The sequence below is a fragment of the Methylomonas sp. TEB genome (genome assembly GCF_047777895.1).
Classification (GTDB): domain Bacteria; phylum Pseudomonadota; class Gammaproteobacteria; order Methylococcales; family Methylomonadaceae; genus Methylomonas.
The window spans coordinates 2,719,534-2,736,392 of record NZ_CP180476.1; the positions used below are offsets into that span (position 1 = coordinate 2,719,534).

16 protein-coding genes and 1 pseudogene are annotated in these 16,859 nt (G+C 56.2%); 5 read left to right on the top strand and 12 right to left on the bottom strand.

Going from position 1 to position 16,859, the window contains the following annotated elements; all coding sequences use genetic code 11:
• Positions 1-2 precede the first annotated feature (2 nt).
• Complete coding sequence (locus ACMXD4_RS12245; protein WP_415878225.1) at positions 3-434, bottom strand: GNAT family N-acetyltransferase; 432 nt, start codon at positions 432-434, stop codon at positions 3-5.
• A gap of 234 nt (positions 435-668) precedes the next feature.
• On the opposite strand from ACMXD4_RS12245, the gene ACMXD4_RS12250 reads away from it, so the two are divergent.
• Positions 669-1,379 carry an autoinducer binding domain-containing protein gene (locus ACMXD4_RS12250; RefSeq protein ID WP_415878226.1) on the top strand — a complete coding sequence of 237 codons (711 nt, stop codon included), beginning with the start codon at positions 669-671 and terminating at the stop codon, positions 1,377-1,379.
• A gap of 27 nt (positions 1,380-1,406) precedes the next feature.
• Here the strand turns inward: ACMXD4_RS12250 and ACMXD4_RS12255 are convergent, their stop codons facing one another.
• Positions 1,407-1,955 carry an MAPEG family protein gene (locus tag ACMXD4_RS12255; protein WP_415878227.1) on the bottom strand — a complete coding sequence of 183 codons (549 nt, stop codon included), beginning with the start codon at positions 1,953-1,955 and terminating at the stop codon, positions 1,407-1,409.
• A gap of 108 nt (positions 1,956-2,063) precedes the next feature.
• Here ACMXD4_RS12255 and ACMXD4_RS12260 point away from each other — a divergent pair, with 108 nt between their 5' ends.
• Positions 2,064-2,480: a winged helix-turn-helix transcriptional regulator gene (locus tag ACMXD4_RS12260; RefSeq protein WP_205454242.1), complete on the top strand. Its 417-nt coding sequence runs from the start codon at positions 2,064-2,066 to the stop codon at positions 2,478-2,480.
• 288 nt (positions 2,481-2,768) lie between these two features.
• Positions 2,769-3,596, top strand: coding sequence for a spondin domain-containing protein (locus tag ACMXD4_RS12265; protein ID WP_415878228.1), 828 nt, complete (start codon positions 2,769-2,771; stop codon positions 3,594-3,596).
• A 322-nt stretch (positions 3,597-3,918) separates the two neighbouring features.
• Here the strand turns inward: ACMXD4_RS12265 and ACMXD4_RS12270 are convergent, their stop codons facing one another.
• From ACMXD4_RS12270 to ACMXD4_RS12290, 5 genes are all read right to left on the bottom strand, one after another.
• Positions 3,919-4,566 carry a methylamine utilization protein gene (locus tag ACMXD4_RS12270; RefSeq protein ID WP_415878229.1) on the bottom strand — a complete coding sequence of 216 codons (648 nt, stop codon included), beginning with the start codon at positions 4,564-4,566 and terminating at the stop codon, positions 3,919-3,921.
• A complete protein-coding gene (locus ACMXD4_RS12275) occupies positions 4,536-5,852 on the bottom strand; it encodes a hypothetical protein (RefSeq protein ID WP_415878230.1) in 1,317 nt (438 codons plus the stop codon). The genes ACMXD4_RS12270 and ACMXD4_RS12275 overlap by 31 nt, the downstream gene beginning before the upstream one ends.
• Positions 5,853-5,854: 2 nt before the next feature.
• A complete protein-coding gene (locus ACMXD4_RS12280) occupies positions 5,855-7,612 on the bottom strand; it encodes an ATP-binding protein (RefSeq protein WP_415878231.1) in 1,758 nt (585 codons plus the stop codon).
• Complete coding sequence (locus tag ACMXD4_RS12285; RefSeq protein ID WP_415878232.1) at positions 7,609-8,331, bottom strand: response regulator transcription factor; 723 nt, start codon at positions 8,329-8,331, stop codon at positions 7,609-7,611. Before ACMXD4_RS12285 ends, ACMXD4_RS12280 begins: the two co-directional genes overlap by 4 nt.
• Positions 8,332-8,737: 406 nt before the next feature.
• Complete coding sequence (locus ACMXD4_RS12290) at positions 8,738-8,878, bottom strand: hypothetical protein (RefSeq protein WP_415878233.1); 141 nt, start codon at positions 8,876-8,878, stop codon at positions 8,738-8,740.
• 264 nt (positions 8,879-9,142) lie between these two features.
• Between ACMXD4_RS12290 and ACMXD4_RS12295 the strand changes: the two genes are divergently transcribed.
• A complete protein-coding gene (locus tag ACMXD4_RS12295) occupies positions 9,143-9,541 on the top strand; it encodes a YybH family protein (RefSeq protein ID WP_415878234.1) in 399 nt (132 codons plus the stop codon).
• A 1-nt stretch (position 9,542) separates the two neighbouring features.
• A complete protein-coding gene (locus tag ACMXD4_RS12300) occupies positions 9,543-10,028 on the top strand; it encodes an AAA family ATPase (RefSeq protein ID WP_415878235.1) in 486 nt (161 codons plus the stop codon).
• Between the two features lie 10 nt (positions 10,029-10,038).
• Here ACMXD4_RS12300 and ACMXD4_RS12305 read toward each other — a convergent pair whose 3' ends face one another.
• From ACMXD4_RS12305 to ACMXD4_RS12325, 5 genes and pseudogenes are all read right to left on the bottom strand, one after another.
• The gene (locus ACMXD4_RS12305; RefSeq protein WP_415878236.1) at positions 10,039-10,410 is read right to left on the bottom strand and encodes a TfoX/Sxy family protein; all 372 of its coding nucleotides are present in this window, start codon (positions 10,408-10,410) and stop codon (positions 10,039-10,041) included.
• 88 nt (positions 10,411-10,498) lie between these two features.
• Entirely contained in the window at positions 10,499-12,316 is a 1,818-nt protein-coding gene (locus ACMXD4_RS12310; protein ID WP_415878237.1) for a serine hydrolase domain-containing protein, read from the bottom strand.
• Positions 12,317-12,767: 451 nt separating this feature from the next.
• Positions 12,768-12,911 carry a winged helix-turn-helix domain-containing protein gene (locus ACMXD4_RS12315; RefSeq protein WP_343221727.1) on the bottom strand — a complete coding sequence of 48 codons (144 nt, stop codon included), beginning with the start codon at positions 12,909-12,911 and terminating at the stop codon, positions 12,768-12,770.
• A gap of 175 nt (positions 12,912-13,086) precedes the next feature.
• A pseudogene (locus ACMXD4_RS12320) lies at positions 13,087-13,411 on the bottom strand (chloramphenicol acetyltransferase); the annotation flags it as partial.
• A 31-nt stretch (positions 13,412-13,442) separates the two neighbouring features.
• Positions 13,443-16,775: an AAA domain-containing protein gene (locus ACMXD4_RS12325; protein ID WP_415878238.1), complete on the bottom strand. Its 3,333-nt coding sequence runs from the start codon at positions 16,773-16,775 to the stop codon at positions 13,443-13,445.
• Between the last annotated feature and the right edge of the window lie 84 nt (positions 16,776-16,859).

The window sequence follows — 16,859 nt, forward strand, 5'->3', positions numbered from 1 at the left end:
AGCTAGGTGTTGAATGTCAGGGAAAAATGATGGCTGCTCAGTCGAAAGCCCTTGTTAAGATACAAGCGATGGGCGGTAAAGCGCTGATGGCCGGAGTCCAGATGCACGCCCTGGCAGCCGTGCGTTTGCGCATGTTCGATCAGCCAGTCGAGCAAAGCGCCGGCGAAACCTTGCGAAGTCTCGCCGCTTAGCGTGGCTAAATCGTCGACGTACAGTATTTTGCCCCATGCCAAAAACTCGGCGAAACGAAAACCCGCCACGCTTTTAACGGCGCCTTGCTGTCTAACAGCCAGAATTCGGTAAGACTGAAGTTGCTGGCGGCGAACCTGGGCTAGAAACTGTTCTTGCTTGAGATGCGGTCGCAACTCGCTGAACACCGGAAAACAGGCTTGAATTTCCGCGTCGGTATCGGCGATAAAAATATCGAAAGTCATGGTTACGGCTTAACAATCAAAGGGTGGCTATTGGCTTAAAAACAAAATACAGGGCAAAGCTAAAACACCTGCCCTCTTTGCCGGATTAGACGCTATTTACATTGGCCTAACAACTGTCAATATTGACAGTTTATATCGCCATTTTGCTTTGCTGGTAAATAGTCCGGACTATTGTGTTTCGGTGTTTTCCCTCTTTAGGATAAGCTTTGGAAAAGTTCTAACGACGGTAGTCCCATGAAACCTTGGCAAGAAATTCAACTTCAAGCATTGCAGACCAGCAATAGCGAGCATCTGCTTTTCCAAACCATCGCTGCGTTAGGTGCGGAATTGGGTTTTGATTACTGCGCCTACGGACTCCGGTTGGCGCTGCCGCTGAGCAATCCGAAGATCGTGAAAGTGAGTAATTATCCATCGGCTTGGCAAGCGCAATATCAAGCTAAAAACTATTGTGCGATCGATCCCACCGTCAAACACGCCCTCCGCTCCTCGCAGCCCATCCTGTGGACGGACGATTTGTTCGCCTCAACGGCGGCGTTTTGGGAGGAAGCGCGTTCGTTCGGCTTGCGTTACGGTTGGGCGCAATCCATGCGGGATGTCCCCGGCGCCACTGGCATGCTCACGTTGGCACGGTCCGATGAGCCGCTGAGCGAAACCGAGCTTGCGGCCAAAGTTTTCAAAATGGCTTGGTTGACTCAAAATGCGCATATTGCCTTGTCGCGCCGCTTGTTGCCCAAATTGCTGCCGGAAGCGGATGCCAAACTATCGAACCGCGAGATTGCGGTACTACGCTGGACTGCCGATGGCAAAACCGCCGGGGAAATCGCCAGCATCATGAAAATCACCGAGCGGACCGTCAATTTCCATATCAGCAATGCCGCGACGAAATTAAATGCCAGCAACAAAACCTCGGCGGCCGTTAAAGCGGCGATGCTCGGTTTTTTGTAACAACCATCGCCTGGATTCCTTCCAAGCTTATCCCAACCCAACCACCGTCACAAAGCGAAACCAAAGTGCGCCCAGAACGATGCAGCTTGAAGCCCAAGTCGCAAAGCGATACGGCACCCAGTTTACCGCCATATAAATGACGGCATGGACACACCTGAGTACAACAAAAGCCCAGGCAAGCGCGATTTGAACGTTGTCCGCTTCTTTCTCGACAAGCATCAATAGGCAAATCACATAAAAAAGCGCTGGTACTTGCATTAGATTATTGAACGTTCGAGCCGGACGCTCGAATCGATCATCATCCGGGATATCCGCCTTGTAATCCGCGAAATACCTGATCGACGCATGCCCTCGAATAACGGCAACATTGCGTGCGACGACCATCATCAGCCATACCAAAGCCGTCAGCATAAAGAGCGCGGCCATTGGAGAAATAAGCCGCTCCGGTGGGAAAGCCCGATGTTCACCGGCTAATAGCCAGAATAACCAAGCTGCGACCGAGCCGACAATGATGCAAGGCGCTGTGTATATCCGAAGCAACGAAATATTGGTGGCAGTAGAATTTATTGGCGACATATACGATTTCCTGATGAACGTGGTTTGCGGAATAAGCTTCGATTGATATACTTGCAATATGCAACTAATTATCCTGTTTCGATTGCAAAATGCAAGTTAACAAAGCAAATGTCCGAATCCCAGATCAAAAATAGATGCCCAATTGATTATGCCCTTGAAGTGTTCGGAGACCGGTGGACGCTGATCGTACTCCGCGATCTGATGCTAAGTGGCAAACGGCACTACCGGGAGTTGATGACTTCGAAAGAAGGAATCGCAACCAATATTTTGGCTTCGCGACTGAAAAAAATGGAAGCGGACGGACTCGTCATCCGTAAACACAAGCCCGAAGACAAACGCCAAGTGTTTTATGAGCTAACGGAAAAAGCGCTCGATCTGGTGCCTGTGCTACTCGAAATTAGCCGCTGGAGCGTCATTTACGACAAGCATACGGCAGCCCCTCCGGAACTCATGCGCCGCTATCAAGAAGAGCCGCGGCAACTGATAGCCGATTTGCAGCAAGCGGCACGAATTCGGCAATCCTGATCGTTTTGCAACAAAAACGAAAATCCGGAGGGCCATGGATAATCTGAACAGCGTGAAGCACATCGTTCGTGATCGGTGTGGTTCGTGAATTCAACGCTCCCAATGCCTTCCATCTAAGACTGGTAATTCTGTTCCGTCTGGCTGTTTTTGACCGAACTGATACCTTCTGGCATTTGACCCAAAGACAGCTCACATCTCACGTGCATTTGACCTCCCCGTGAAGATTTCGTGACTTTTCCGATTGCACAATGGCCGCGCCATTTGGCATTCATATTAAGGAGAATCACGATGCAAAAAAACCATGCTTTTACGCTGTCGGCGCTGTTGTTAGCGGCCAGTGCGGCACCTTTAAGTTCGGCAGAGGCCGCGCAGGTCACGCTGAGTTTCAGCAATTTGTCTGCTGCCAACGGGCCGGCCTTGAGTCCGTTTTTCATCGCCTTGCATGACGGTACCTTCGATGCCTTCGACTTAGGCACCACGGCTTCGTCGGCAATCGAAGCAATTGCCGAGATGGGTAGCGGCGCCGGCTTGTCCTCTGCATTCGCGGCCAGCAGCGCGGCAGCGGCCGGCGGCACCAGCGCGACGGTGACGGCGGCGGTTAATGCCTTCGGCCCCGGCATTTTCCTGCCCGGCGCTAAAGGCAGCGTCACCCTGGACCTGGACCCGGTGAAAAACCGTTACCTGAGTTATTTCGCGATGGTAGTGCCGTCCAACGACCGCTTCGTCGGCAACGACTCGCCGACCGAAATCGAATTGTTCGACGCCCAAGGTCATTTCACCGGCGGCACCTTCGTCGAGAACGGCAGCAGCATCTGGGACGCCGGCACCGAACTGGACGGCACCACCGGCGCGGCCTTCTTGGTAGGTTCCAATGCCTTGGACAGCCCGGCGCAAAACGGTACCATCCAGGCTAACCATGACTTCGCGGTTTATGCCGGATTAGGAACGCCGGCCGGTTACAACTTTACCGATCTGCCCGGCGCCAATACGCCACTGCTGCAAATCAGCGCGGTGTCGCAAGTCCCGGTTCCGGCGGCGGCCTGGTTGTTCGGCAGCGTGTTGCCGTTGTTCGGCTGGTTGCGGAAGCGCGCGGCGGTGTCGGTTTTGCCGGCTTGAAGTGGGCGTTAGGCGTTTCGGTAACAAGGAGGGGTTGGCATTACGCTTAGTTGATCTTGATTACAGGCCGTTCGCGCTGAGCGGAGTCGAAGCGTGAGTGGCCTGCCATGATCGGAGTAACCAGACAACGGAAAAATCCCCTTCATCCGTCGACAAGCTCTGGACGAACGGGATTTTTTATCATGCAGCCACTCGATGTTAGATCAAAGTTCAAATCAGCGGGTTTGACGGCGAAATGGCGGATTCCCCGTTAGCTGTTTCGCCGTCGCCCATATCCGTTTTGGACCGCAAATCTAAATTTGCATTCCGGTATCGCACCGCATCAAAACCCGTCGCCGTAGCCCTGATTTTGCAAACTGGCCGGCGGCTTGCCGGTCTGAAAGCGGGCTTTCAGTTCCAACGTGACCGGCAATTCGCTGGTCGGCACGGTCACGACCTGGTCGGCCGGTTGTTCGGCCGCGTCCGGATGCCAGAAACTCAAGCGGTAGCGGCCGTCCGGCAAATCCAGCGTCCAGCGGCCCTCGGCGTCCGAAACCGCCAGGTAATCGGCATCGCTGACGTAGACGTAACCCAACATCCAGTCGTGAATATTGCAACCCAGCGCGACGATACCGGGGCGGTCGAACAGTACCGGTTCGCGCGGCACGCCGCTATAGAGCTTGATCTCGAAACGCTTGGCCGCGGAAAACGAATAGACGTGGTGCTTGATCGCGTCGCTGTTAGGAAAATACACCGGCGTGCCGCTGCGCACCGCCAACACGTGCGGGACGAATTCGCGGCTTTTCTGATCCAGCGCCATCGCCGCCGGTGCCGGCGGATCGTTGACCCGGCCGGCGGCGTCCAAGGCTTGGGCCGCGACCACCAGATCGGCCAACGGCCTGCCGCCGGCCAAGGCTTTCCCCGCCAATTCCGCGGCCGGCGCGACCGCGGCCCAGGCCGTTAAAAAAACAGCCGGTAAGCGACTTGCCACAGTGTGTCCTCCTGATAAGCGGCTTCGCCGCGTTCCTGCCGCGCCGGGCGGGCGCTGAAAATGCGGCTGAATTCGACATTCAATTGATGGTGCTGGGCAAAGGTCAGATTGTAATTGACGGTCCAGGCCTGACCGTGTTCGCCATTGCGGTCTTGCGGCAGGTAATCGCGTTCGTCGCTACCGAAGCGTTCGTAGCGCAGGCTAAATCGGCCGTCGCCCAGCGGCCGGCTCAACAGCCAGCTTGCCGACCAAAAGCCGACATCGACCGCGCGCAAGTCGCCGAGCAACTCGCCCATGCTGGTGCGGCCGGTCAGCGCTTGCGAAATCAACGTGGTTTCCCACGGCAATTCGGCCTTGGCGCCCAGGCTCCAGAAGCGGGTGTGCCAGCCGTATTGGCCGGCGGACAGAGCGGCCGGATCGGCGTTGTTGTCGTAATACAGTGCGCGCAGCGTGTAACGCTGGGGCCGTTCGGCGGCGACGCCGACGTAAAAGCCGGGCCGGCCGTCCACTTCGACGAAGCTCTGGCTGGCGTTGGCCTGCTTCGGAAACAGTGCCGGTATGGCTATGCCGTCCGGCAGACGCAGGCGGCCAGTCAAGGTCGATTCGAAGTCGTGCAAACTCCAACCGCGCCAGGCCAGCATCAGGCCGGCGGTATCGTTATTGGCCAATCCGGCGCCGAACACGCCGAGTTTATCGCCGGTTTCGGTTTGGTAATCCAGCCGCAACTCGCCGCCGAAAGCGCGCAATTCTTCGCCGACCCAGGCGTTGATCGTCGACGAGCTTAAGGTGTACGGGCTGCTCCAGGCGGTGCCGGTGTTTTCCAACGAAATCGGCGGAAAGAACATGCCCAGCCGGCCGGCCAAACGCCAACCGGCGGCGCCGACCGGCCGGTAGGCCAGATAGGCTTCGGTCAAATCCAACGGCGTTGATTGGCGGTCGGCGTATTTGATGGTGGCGTTGAGCATCCAATCCCAGTCCAGTCTGACTTGCAAGGTAGCGGCGGCTTCGTTGAGCCGCCAGCGGTCGCGCTCGTCGCCGGCGCGCAACTTGCCCAGGCCGTGCTCCAACTCGCCCGGCGCGGCGTCGCTGTGTTGGTAGCGCAGGTCCAGCAGGCCGTGCCAGGTCACTTCCGGAAATTGGCCGTCGTCGGCTTGGCAGACCTGCACCATCAAACCGAAAAACGTCGGCAACCCAACCGACAGCATTAGGCGAAGTGACTTCCAGGTTTTCCGCTGCTGCGGGAATGAGCTTGGCAGGACCGGGAATCGAGCGGCCAATAACAGCATGTTTACGGTTTGCCTGTCGCGGTGCGGGTGGGATCAGCCAGCGGTAAGTCGAAACGAAATTCGCTGCCGACGCCGAGTGTGCTATCCACTTGCAAGCGGCCGCCGTGCAACTGGGCGATCTTACCAACCACGATCAAGCCGAAACCGCCGCCGTCGGCGCGGGCGCGGCGGGCCAGCGGCGAGTCCCAATCGCACAAGGTTGGTAGATATTCCGGGGCGATGCCGATGCCGGTATCGCGCACCGCCACCGCTATCCGGCCGCGCGCCGGCCAGGCGTCCAGCCGAACTCGGCCGCCTGGCGGGGTGTGGCGCAAGGCGTTGTCGATCAGATTGGTGAGCAGGCGCTCGATCAGACCGATGTCGGCGCTGACGAGAGGTAATTCCGGGCGCAGTTCGGCTTGCAAGCTGACGCCGCGCTGTTCGGCCTGCAGCCGGTATTTTTGGGCGACGTCTTGCAGCAATTCGGCCAGATTGAAGGGTTCGGGATTCAAGCTGGCGTCGTCGCATTCCAACTTGGCCAGTTCGAACAGTTCCTGCGCCAGCCGACTGACTTTTTCGGTCTGGCGCAACGCGGTATCCAGAAAATGCTGTTGTTCGGTGGCCGGCAAGGTCTCGGCCTTGCGCTGCATGGTTTCGAGAAAAGCGCGTAACGCAGCCAACGGCGTGCGTAAATCGTGCGACATCGAAGCCACCAGTTCGCGGCGTTCCTGGTCTTTCTGGCGTAGTTCGCCCAATTGGCCGGCCAGTTGCGCGGCGCGAACGAAGGTATCGGCCAGTCTGCCCAATTCGTCGTTGCGGCCGGTCAGCGGCGAGGCAGCGAAATCGCCGTTGACTGCTCGTTCGCCGGCACCGGCCAAGGCCCGTAGCGGCCGCGACAGATTGCGGGCGATGACCACGCTGCCAGCCAGCGTCGTCAACAGGCCGAGCAGCAACACCCCGGCCGCCAGTAACAGCATATGGCGGTAGCCGGCGAAGGCATCGGTGAACTTGATTTGCAGCAATGCGGCGACGCCTTGATCGCCGCCGGCCGCCGGCAACGTCAGTATGCGGCCGAGGTAGCGGCCTTGCGCGGTATCGACCGTGGCCGCCAGCGCCCGGTTGGTCGAGCTGTGCAGCAAGGCCAGGGCCGCGTCCGGTGCCGACGCGGCCAGCAGGCGGCCGCCGTCGGCACTCAGTTCGGCCAAACCGATGTGCAGCGGCAATAGCGAGTTTTGCCGAAATCGGGCGATACGCTGCTCGTCGACAGCCTGCGCCACCGCCACCCAGCCCACCGGCAGCGGCGCCGACACCGGCACCAGCGCCCATTCCTGCAAGCGGCCGTCCAACACGCCGAACCAGACCAGTGAGCGGCTGGCGTCGGTGTTTGCCAAGGCTTGCGCATACGGAAACGGCTGGCCTTGCCACTGGCCGGCGCTATCGGCGAGCACCTGAAATTGTGGATCGATAAACAAGCCGCGTTGGGCGTGGATGCGCAGCAGCAGGTTTTCCAAGGCCGAGGCGATGGTGGCCGGGTCGCCGCCGGTGACGGTGCTGCGAAAGCCAAAATCGGCGACCAGCAAGCCGGCCTCGCCGGCGACTCGTTCGGCGCGTTCGACCAGCAGTTGCCGGAAGGCTTGCTCGGCGTAGCGCAAGTCCTGGTCGAGTTGGTGCAACAGGTTGTCTCGCACCGCCACGTAAATGCACGCCACCGTCAGCGCCTGCACCGCGACGAACAGCGCCGCGAACAATAGAGCGATGCGGCTTTGGAAGCTCAGCGTCATGCGTCGGCGGTGTCCGCTTCGGCAAACTTGTAACCAACGCCCCACACCGTCAGTATTCGCGCCGGTTTGGCCGGATCGGCTTCGATTTTGGCGCGTAAGCGATTGATGTGGGAGTTGACGGTATGTTCGTAGCCGTCGTGGTTGTAGCCCCAGACCTGGTTCAACAGTTCCAGCCGGGTGAACATACGGCCCGGATGGCGAGCGAAGAAATGCAGCAAGTCGAATTCGCGGGCGGTCAGCGCCAGCGTTTGGCCGTCCAAAACCACCGTGCGGCTTTGCACATCGATCCGCAAACCGTGAGCGACCAGAACGGCATCTGCTTGAATGGCGATGGGTTCACTCAACGCCGCCACCCGCCGCAACAGCGCCCGTACTCTAGCGACCACCTCGGCCAATGCAAACGGTTTGACGATGTAGTCGTCGGCGCCCATTTCCAAACCCACCACCCGTTGCACGTCGCTGGATTTGGAACTGACGATGATGATGGGGGTATAAACCGGCCCGGCCCGCACCCGCCGGCAAATTTCCAAGCCGTCCACACCGGGCAGCATGACGTCCAGCAGCAACAAGTCGTAACGATTGCCGGCAATCGCCGTCAGCGCGGCCTCGCCGTCGGCCGCCCAATCCACGCTGTAGCCTTCCTCGCGCAAATTGGCGGCCAGCAGGCCGGCAATGTCGGGATCGTCTTCGACCAGGAGCAGGTGTTTCGTAGGCGGCATGGTTGGCGGTTTTAGACAAAATAAAGCTGATTATCGGCCAAGCGGAGCCGTAAATCTAATCACGAAATTATCACGGCGGCATCAGTTCTCGACAAATTCGCCGAATTTGCCAACCAAACGTTAAGAAATGGGAACGAGCCCGAGCGGCCGCATGCACTGGGCAAGCACATGACGAATGCGCGGGTAAACCAAATGCCGTCTCGCACTTGGCTTATCGATCCGCGGCGTTTGAGAGTGTCATGCTTCTCGCCAGTTCGACGAGCTTGCAAACCGTTCGCCAATTGCGGCCGATCATCGCCACACCAAGGCGCTTTTCGGCCTGGGCCGCCAGTTTCGAGCGGCCGATTCCTTCCGGTGCATGCAGGTAGAAAACTTGATCGATCAGACTAAACCGTTCGCTGTCTTTCTAGATGGCAGCCAGCGCGGCCAGGTCGGGATTGACCGGTGCGGACAGCAAAAAATTCAGACGCACGGTATTGGGCTGGATTTCCGCGTCGGGAAAGGGATAGGCCCGCACGGCTTGTTCCAGTTCCGCTAGTTCCAGCAATACCAACTGCGGCTCGATCCGTTAGCGTTGTTTTATTGTACGCAGATCCGAATTACTAAAAATGCTCGGCTAGTTTATCGTTTGATCGGCACTATAGCTTCTGTTAGCATCCCATCATGATTAACGTCCTCCCAACCCTGCTGGCTATTATTACCACCATTTCAACAATGGTGGGTTAGCACGTTTACTTTCTACTGCAACCCGCCCTGAGGCGGGTTCAATATTGCCTGTCTCTTGGTGACTTAACCTACCAAGGAGATCGATATGGCATACCATCCACTTAAACAAGTTATCGAAGCTGCTGACAAAGCAATCACTGAAGAGGACTTCGATTCATTGATGGCTTTCTACGCAGACGATGCAACGCTTGTCATCAAGCCGGGCATGATTGCAACAGGCAAGGAACAAATCCATAAGGCGTTCCTCGCAATTGCCGAATATTTCAATCATAGTCTTGTGGTCAAACAAGGCGCAATGCATGTCATTCAGGGCGGGAATACGGCTCTAGTGATTATGGAAACCGTTCTGGAAACGACCGATAACACCGGTGTGACGAGTTGCATCTCACGACGCGCCACCTATGTATTCCGGGAGGACCCTGTCGGCAAGTGGCTTTGCGTTATTGATAATTCGTATGGCACTGACTTACTGGGAGCCATGTAAAATGTCAAAACTACTGCCAACACTGCATCTGCTCTGCGGAAAAATCGCCTCCGGTAAATCGACATTGGCACAAGAACTGGCCAAGACACCAGTCACGGTTATTATTAGCGAGGATGTATGGCTTGCGCATCTTTATCCAGACAACATCAAGTCTGTTGCAGACTATGTCAAGCATTCTTCGAGTTTACGTGGAGCAATTGGGCCGCATGTGACCGATTTACTTCGGATAGGTGTCTCTGTGGTATTGGATTTTCCAGCCAACACCGTGGGAAATAGAAAATGGATGAGGTCTATTATCGACAGAGCCGAATCAAAGCATGTGTTGCATTTTCTTGATGTGTCGGACGACAAATGCTTGACACGTTTACGTGCGAGAAACGCGTCTGGCACTCACGCTTTTGTAGTGGCTGATACCGAATTTGACCTAATCACGAGTTACTTCGTAGCCCCTCAGCAGGAAGAAGGTTTCAACATTATTCGATATTAGGTATTCTGGATCAGTCTAAATGATGTATCACCGCCGTATCCGTTTTGATTTTGCGTTTTTTACGTTGGGCTCTACGCGCGGCATCGTACGAGCGGCGCGCCCAGATAGCGGCTAACTCTCGCTCTTCCATGAATTCCGCCGGCGCCTGGTAATAGGACATTTTCGCCAGCTTGCCTTCCCGCTGATAGACGAATGGCGCAAGCCCCTGTTCCTCGAAAAATTTAACATTCTCGGCATCCGCCTTGAGATACAGAGTATCGTCCGCCACCAGCGCGAACATCAAGCCATCGTGGTAGACACCATAGCCCCCAAACATCTTACGGATCTGAATGGTACCGAACAGTTCGAACATTTCCGGCAAATAAGCAATAAATTCACACATCGGCATACCTTATTGCTGGATGATGGCAAGCTTGGGAAAACTCATAAAACCCGTTTTGACTGGCAACCGCTAATCCTAAAAGTTTTGCTCATTTCTTCCGCAATAAATACCCGGAATAAGCCACAAACTCTTGGCCATTAATCGTCTCCAGCCGCACGGTTTCCTGCATGCCGCGTCCCAATCCAAGAATGACGGCGGCGTTTTCCGATACCGGTGCAATCGGGAGGGTCAGGTTATTCAGGTCGAATGCGGGAATGGAATACTCCAGCATCAAAAAGCCGTCCCGCTCGCGCAACGCGCATTTTTCCGGAACCATCGCCTCGCCTTCGGCAAGATTCACAATCTCGTAATCGCCCAAGCGACTACGCATGGCGGCGGGAATCGGTACGGGTTGGATTTTCTCACCTAATACCAAGGTTTGGCCGTGCCAATGGGCCAACGCCAGATCATGGCCGTCGACATGGCGTACTGACACGCCGACTTCGGCCAGCTGCTTGGGTTGTATTGGTATCAAGCCCAGCAGTTTGTAGCGAATGCCGAATTTGCCATCTTCCCTGCCAACCAAATCCAGGCTTTTGCCGTTCAGTTCGGTGACCAGGGTGTCGCCATCGGCTGTTAACTTGATGTAGCCTAGCGCGGTTGCATACTGCCCTGCCCCCAATTGTTGCTCTTGCGCGGTTAAACCGCGGGTTTCGATGTCAGGCGTTTCGATGTCATCCGGCAGCGGCTGGCCGGTTTTTATCGCAATCGCCAGTTTTAGGGCCTTATCGGTGACTTTGTCGATCAAGTCGCCGCTGGGCGGGGAATTTGCCAACACGACCACACCCAGCTTGTGTTCCGGCAGCACCGTCAGCAGGCTACGATGAAACAGCGTCGCTCCGCCGTGTGCGGCCACATCGCCGATACCGGGCTTGCTGGACAAGAACCAACCCAAACCGGTTTTGGTACCCACATCCAGCGCCACATCCTGGTTTTGCTGGCGTAGCATTTCACGCAGGGTTTCCGGCTTCAATATGGGCCGGCCACTGGCTTTGCCGTCCGCCAAAACCATGGCGATAAAGCGGCTTAGATCCAAAACATTGGCATTCAAGCCACCGGCCGGCATGTCGCGGAGCGGCACTTCGATCTTTTCGTCATGCTTTTTATACGCTTTGGAAGCCAGTTCTCCTTCTATGCCCGGCGCAAATGCCGCATGCGTCATCCCGAGCGGTTTTAACAGCTGGCGGTCGGCATAACGGCTGAAATCCTCGCCGGTCAGCCGTTCCAACATCGTCCCTAATAAGGTGATGCCGAGATTCGAATAGGCCCAGATGCGATTGGGCGGATAGGCAACGTATTCGTCTTTCAGCGGCTCAATAAGCTGACGGAACGGCACTGGATGGTTGGTCCACATGCCATTGCCCCTATCGCCCGGCAAGCCGGAATGATGGGTCATGATATTGCGCGGCGTTATCGGCCCTGCATCAGGAAAACGGCTTTTGATCGCAAAATTCGGCAGATAGATTTGCAACGGCCGGTCAATATCCAGTTTGCCTTGCTCCGCCAGTTGCATGACCAGCGTATCGGTGAAGAGCTTGGAGATGGAGCCGGTTCGATAAACCGTTTCCGGTGTCGCGGCAATCCGGTTGTCTTGATCGGCATAGCCGAAACCTTGCGCCCAAACGACCTGCTGATCGTCGACCACGGCGATACTCAAACCTGCCACGTCTTGTTCGGACATTTCCTGCTCGATCAACCATGTTAAATGAGTCTTGAGGTAACTGTAATCGCCGCGTGCTACGGTATCCGGTTTTAGCGGCGGCGAACCGGCGCAAGCGCTGAGCAAAAGCAAAATTGCGCTTAAACAAGTCAAATAGGTTTTCATCTGATCCTTGAAGGGGTGGTCATCGATTAGTTCGGCCAGCAAGATTAAAAGCCGTGGGGTTGGTGCTTTGAGGCTGTTACCGGAGCTGATTTTGGTGGATGGATGGTAGTAGGCGAGCCGATTGCAGTCAAACGTTTTAACAGTGCGCCCTTGAGCCTAAGCGAAGGCAGACTAAGCCATCGGAAGTAATTGTGCGTTGAATGATAATTGCGGCGTTCATTTTTTGTGTAACGGTTTGAGTCAGTGATTTGCCATGTTTGCAAACTCTGCCCAGCAGTGAATTCGGAATGATCATGGTCCTACCCCCACCGGAAACGCCGTCTTATCCACGACCCGCCGTAACAAGAAGCTACGGTCGCGCCGGGAATGCCGGCAACCGCCGCCTCGAATGTGTTGAAACGTTCCGACGTGTGTTGGTCTATCGGAATGTGGCTCAAGGCCATCAGTGTCAGACCCAAGGCTTTGGCATCCAACAAGGCCCGATAGCCGACGATCAGGCGCCCTCCTCCACCGCTCGCACCCGCCGCAGGCAGGGTGATGCCGACAGGCCTATGCGGTCGGCCAGTTCCTGTTTGCTGATGAGGCCGTCGGCTTGCAGTCTGACCGCGTCGCCCGGCGCACTGTTTAGCGGCGTCAATCGCTTATCGGTCGACTAAAAACAGCCCCCCGTCACTACGGTTTTCGGTTAGCGACAGACAATATCAACGACTTTGCTCATCTCTGCAATTTCATTAGCTATAGCACCAATGGTTTTGCAGAATTTGGCGCCAGAAATTAGGTAAACAAATGATCGGACGTCTTATTCTTCCACACTAATCGGCATAGTTCCGAAGTACATGGATATCAGCCGCCACGATAATAGGCAAATGCAAGGAAATCTTCTCAATTGGCCAGTCCCACCAGGCAATCGCTTCGAGCTCTGCCACAATCTCCGGCGAGAAACGCTCCTTGATTAGCTTTGCCGGATCGCCACCGACTATGGAATAGGGAGGCACATCGGTAACGACTACGGAACGCGACGAGATAATCGCGCCGTTTCAAATTTTCACATCAGGCATAATGAGGCTGTCATACCCTGTTTCCTTGGATGGTGTCGCCTTTGTCCGGAAGATCACCGGGCTGGGGCGTAACTTTTTCCTATACTTTGCCAAAAATCTGGTCTTTGCGGTTACTCAGAAAGCGACCTCTGTTCCTGATCGCGTGTCGGGAATTTTCGGAGTGGCAGAAGATCCACGACATCACAGAATAGCGAGCGGTTCTTCCAGTCGTTTCTGTCGCCGATCACATAGAAACGTCGCTTGGCCCGCGTCGCAGCTACGTTCAGGAGATTGGGTTCCGAAACAGCCCAGTTGCGGGCTCCTGAACCAGACGTGTTGCCACCTAGCACCATGATGACAACCGGTGCTTCCTTGCCCTGCATGGTGTGAATCGTACCGAACACCATTTTGTTGCCCACTATTCGCTTGAGATTGTTCCGAACGTCTGTGAAGGGTGTGATGACGGATATATCTTTGGCCTCCACGCCATCCTCACGCAATAGCGTCAGCAGTTCCTGCAAAGCTTTACCTTCGGCTGGCACCCAATTCCCTTGAGACGTGCCACTAGCATGTATCCAGCCAGTCGACAAACTGGCGCGCGTCTCCTTTTCAGAGCTTGGTGCAATCGTTCCGTACACCACGGTGCCGTCATAGGCAATGCGATTGGCAAGCCCATGCATCGGCCTGTCGCAGCGGCGATGTACGGCTAGCGGGAGTCCTACCCAAGTCTTGCTACCAGCCGGGCCAGCCGTGCGTCCCCACGGGGTAGCCGCGTCAGCCAGCGTCTGCACAGATTGTCGGTTGGGAAGCCAATGCGCATCGATGCGGTAGCGCGTGCGCATGTGTTCCAACACGGCATCGGACACGGTAACGATAGGCTTGAGTTGCAGAGGATCACCCACCAGCAATGCACGCCGGGACCGCCATAACGCCCCCACCGCAGCTTGCGGGGGAGCTTGGCCGGCCTCATCCACCAGCAGCCAGCCAATTTCACTAGCCCCCAACGAGCCGAACGAACGGGCAAACGACGCGAAGGTGCTGCTTAGTACCGGAACGACCATGAACAGCGAAGCCCAGGCCGACCGGATGGCGTCGCGCGAAAGACCTTGGAAGTGAGAGCCAGTCAACAAACCGTTGATAAGGAAGAGGTTGGAGCGCATCCGGGATGCCTCCAACTCGAAGAACGTCCGATGGAGCTTGAGCGCTTGGATGAAGACGCGCGCGCGTGCCTGTCTCCAGCCTTCAATACGCCAGGGCTCGGCCAGTTCAATTGCATCGCCGCGACCAATGGTGCCGCTTTGCAGCCAAGCGACCAGATGTTCGGCTTGGCAGGCGCTGGCCAGCCCATTAGCGTCTCGCGTCAGAACTTTGTCTTGGTTCTGCAATTGCTGCAGTGTCCGGCGCGCCTCGGCGGTCTGTTTTTCCAAGGCCTCCCTTGATGTATCGAGTCGCTTGGTAAGGCGTAATATTCGAGCGAATTCCGCGGACGCTAAATCACGTTCGCCCTCCAGCAATTCCTGTGTTGCATTCCAGTCGCGCTGAGCCTTCCACAGACTGAATAATTTTGCCCAAAAACCCGGCCTGAGGGCTTGGTGTTGTTTGAGTGCGTCCAGGCACTGCTTGAGAGCCAAGTTGGCTGGGCGGCTTTCATTGGCATCCAGGTGTGCGAGCTGCGCTACCGCGTCGGCTAGTTTCTGTTCGAGGGTGCCAAGCATTTCGGACCCGTCGGCGATCTTCTTTCTGGTCTGGCAGATAGACTGGATCAACTCGCGAATGCGAATAGCATCGGCGCACGCTTTACGCGCCTCTGTCTTGACCGCTTCGTAATCGGCGACCGCTTGCCGCCACAATGCTTGGCGTTGTTCCGAGGAGTGGTCCGAGTTGATCTCGGCATGGGCGCTGAGCCAACCCATGAAACCCTGGGGGCCTTTATCTTTTTTGGATGGAGCATCGTCGTGATCACCGTTGTCACCATCACTCCCCTCCATCGTGGAGGGGGCGGAGGGCTGGGTATTTACGGCGTTCTCTATTTCCTCGTCTGACCCGACATCTGCATCTTCTTCAGCCTCCGAGTCCGCCTTGTCTTTGCCGCCAAAAGGACGTTGACCATAGAAATAGCAATCCACGAAGCTTTTTCGCCGAGCTTTGCTGCCCAGTGCGCCGGAAATCAGTCCCCACGCAGGCTTGCCGCTGGTCAGTTCCCCCAATTCGGCGAAATACTCGGCTTCAGGCAGCCAGCTCTCGTCGATCTTGTCCCGCTGGGGCAATTCGAGCGTGACGTTCTCCACGGCGCCGTTATTGGACGAAGCGACCACGATTTCGAAGCCATATAGCGCCGGGTTGAGCTTGAAGCAGGCCTGCGGCTTACCGCCGTCATTGGCCTCTTCACGCCCGCTGCTCGCGAACCCATCGGAGGCTCGGCGCAACTTGGCAAGCTCATCGGCTCTGCTGGTGACAATGGCGGCAATCAAGTCGCGCAGTAGCGTCGTTTTACCCGTGCCTGGCGGGCCGTTGATGCCCAGCAGTCCCTGGCCGTCAGCGAGGGTGGACAGAATCGTATTGACGGCTAGCTGTTGAGAATGCACCAGGCCAAAATGCCGCTCGGAGGGCCAGCAGCTATTCGCGTAGGCATCCGGCATCAGTCGCTCAATCAGCGGAAGAGATGCGCGGTCGTCGTCAACGTGCAGACGCAGCTGAGGGTCGTACTGGCGGAGGTATTGATCCAGGGGAGCACTTTTCACGTCTTTACTGATGCTGTCAGCGACATCGGCAAGATCGTCGAGCAAGAAACTGTTGAGCGGATCATCTTCCGATTCGGGTTTATTGACCTTGATTGGCTGAGAGCGGAAACGGAACAGATGGCGATCCACATGGCCGAAAAAATCCGCCACCCCAAGGAATTGGAGAATCCAATGGGTCAACTCCCGCAGAGCGTCGCCGGATACATAGCTTGCAAGCAATGCATTCGCCTGATCGCCGGCAGCATTTTGATCGTCCTCGAATCCCCTTGTCCAGTCTTTTTCAGTCAGCACACGCCCCAAGAACCAGGCCTCACTAGAGAGTACGAAACTGTTATCGACCATTTGGCCGGCCATGGTGAACTTAGCGGCAAACAGCGCCGATTCTCGATACTGAGGCTCTCGATAACCTTGATCGGCTCCGAAGGCTTCCTTGAGCTTTTCGGCAACGAGCCGACTGTCATACAGGTGGGCATAGAGCGTGTGGCTCCAGACGCGCTTCTTAGGCAAAGCCTGTCTGCCAACGACACTTTCAGGTGCCCAGGGAGGAACAGGATGCTGGATTGAAGTGTCGTGAATGAACGCACCATATGAGTTGCTGCGTTTCTTTAGCTTGGGCGCCGATTGAGGTTGAAGCAACTCGACTGCATGCCAATACCGGACGATATTCTCTTGTCCCATCAAGATTTCTTTCCCTTCATATTCGTTCCCTTTGGGCAGATGCAAATTCTGTTCAGGACCTTAGGCTGGATAGAGCAACGCGAAGCCCAACAGATGATTTGAAATATCCGAGTTTTTTGCATTTAAATG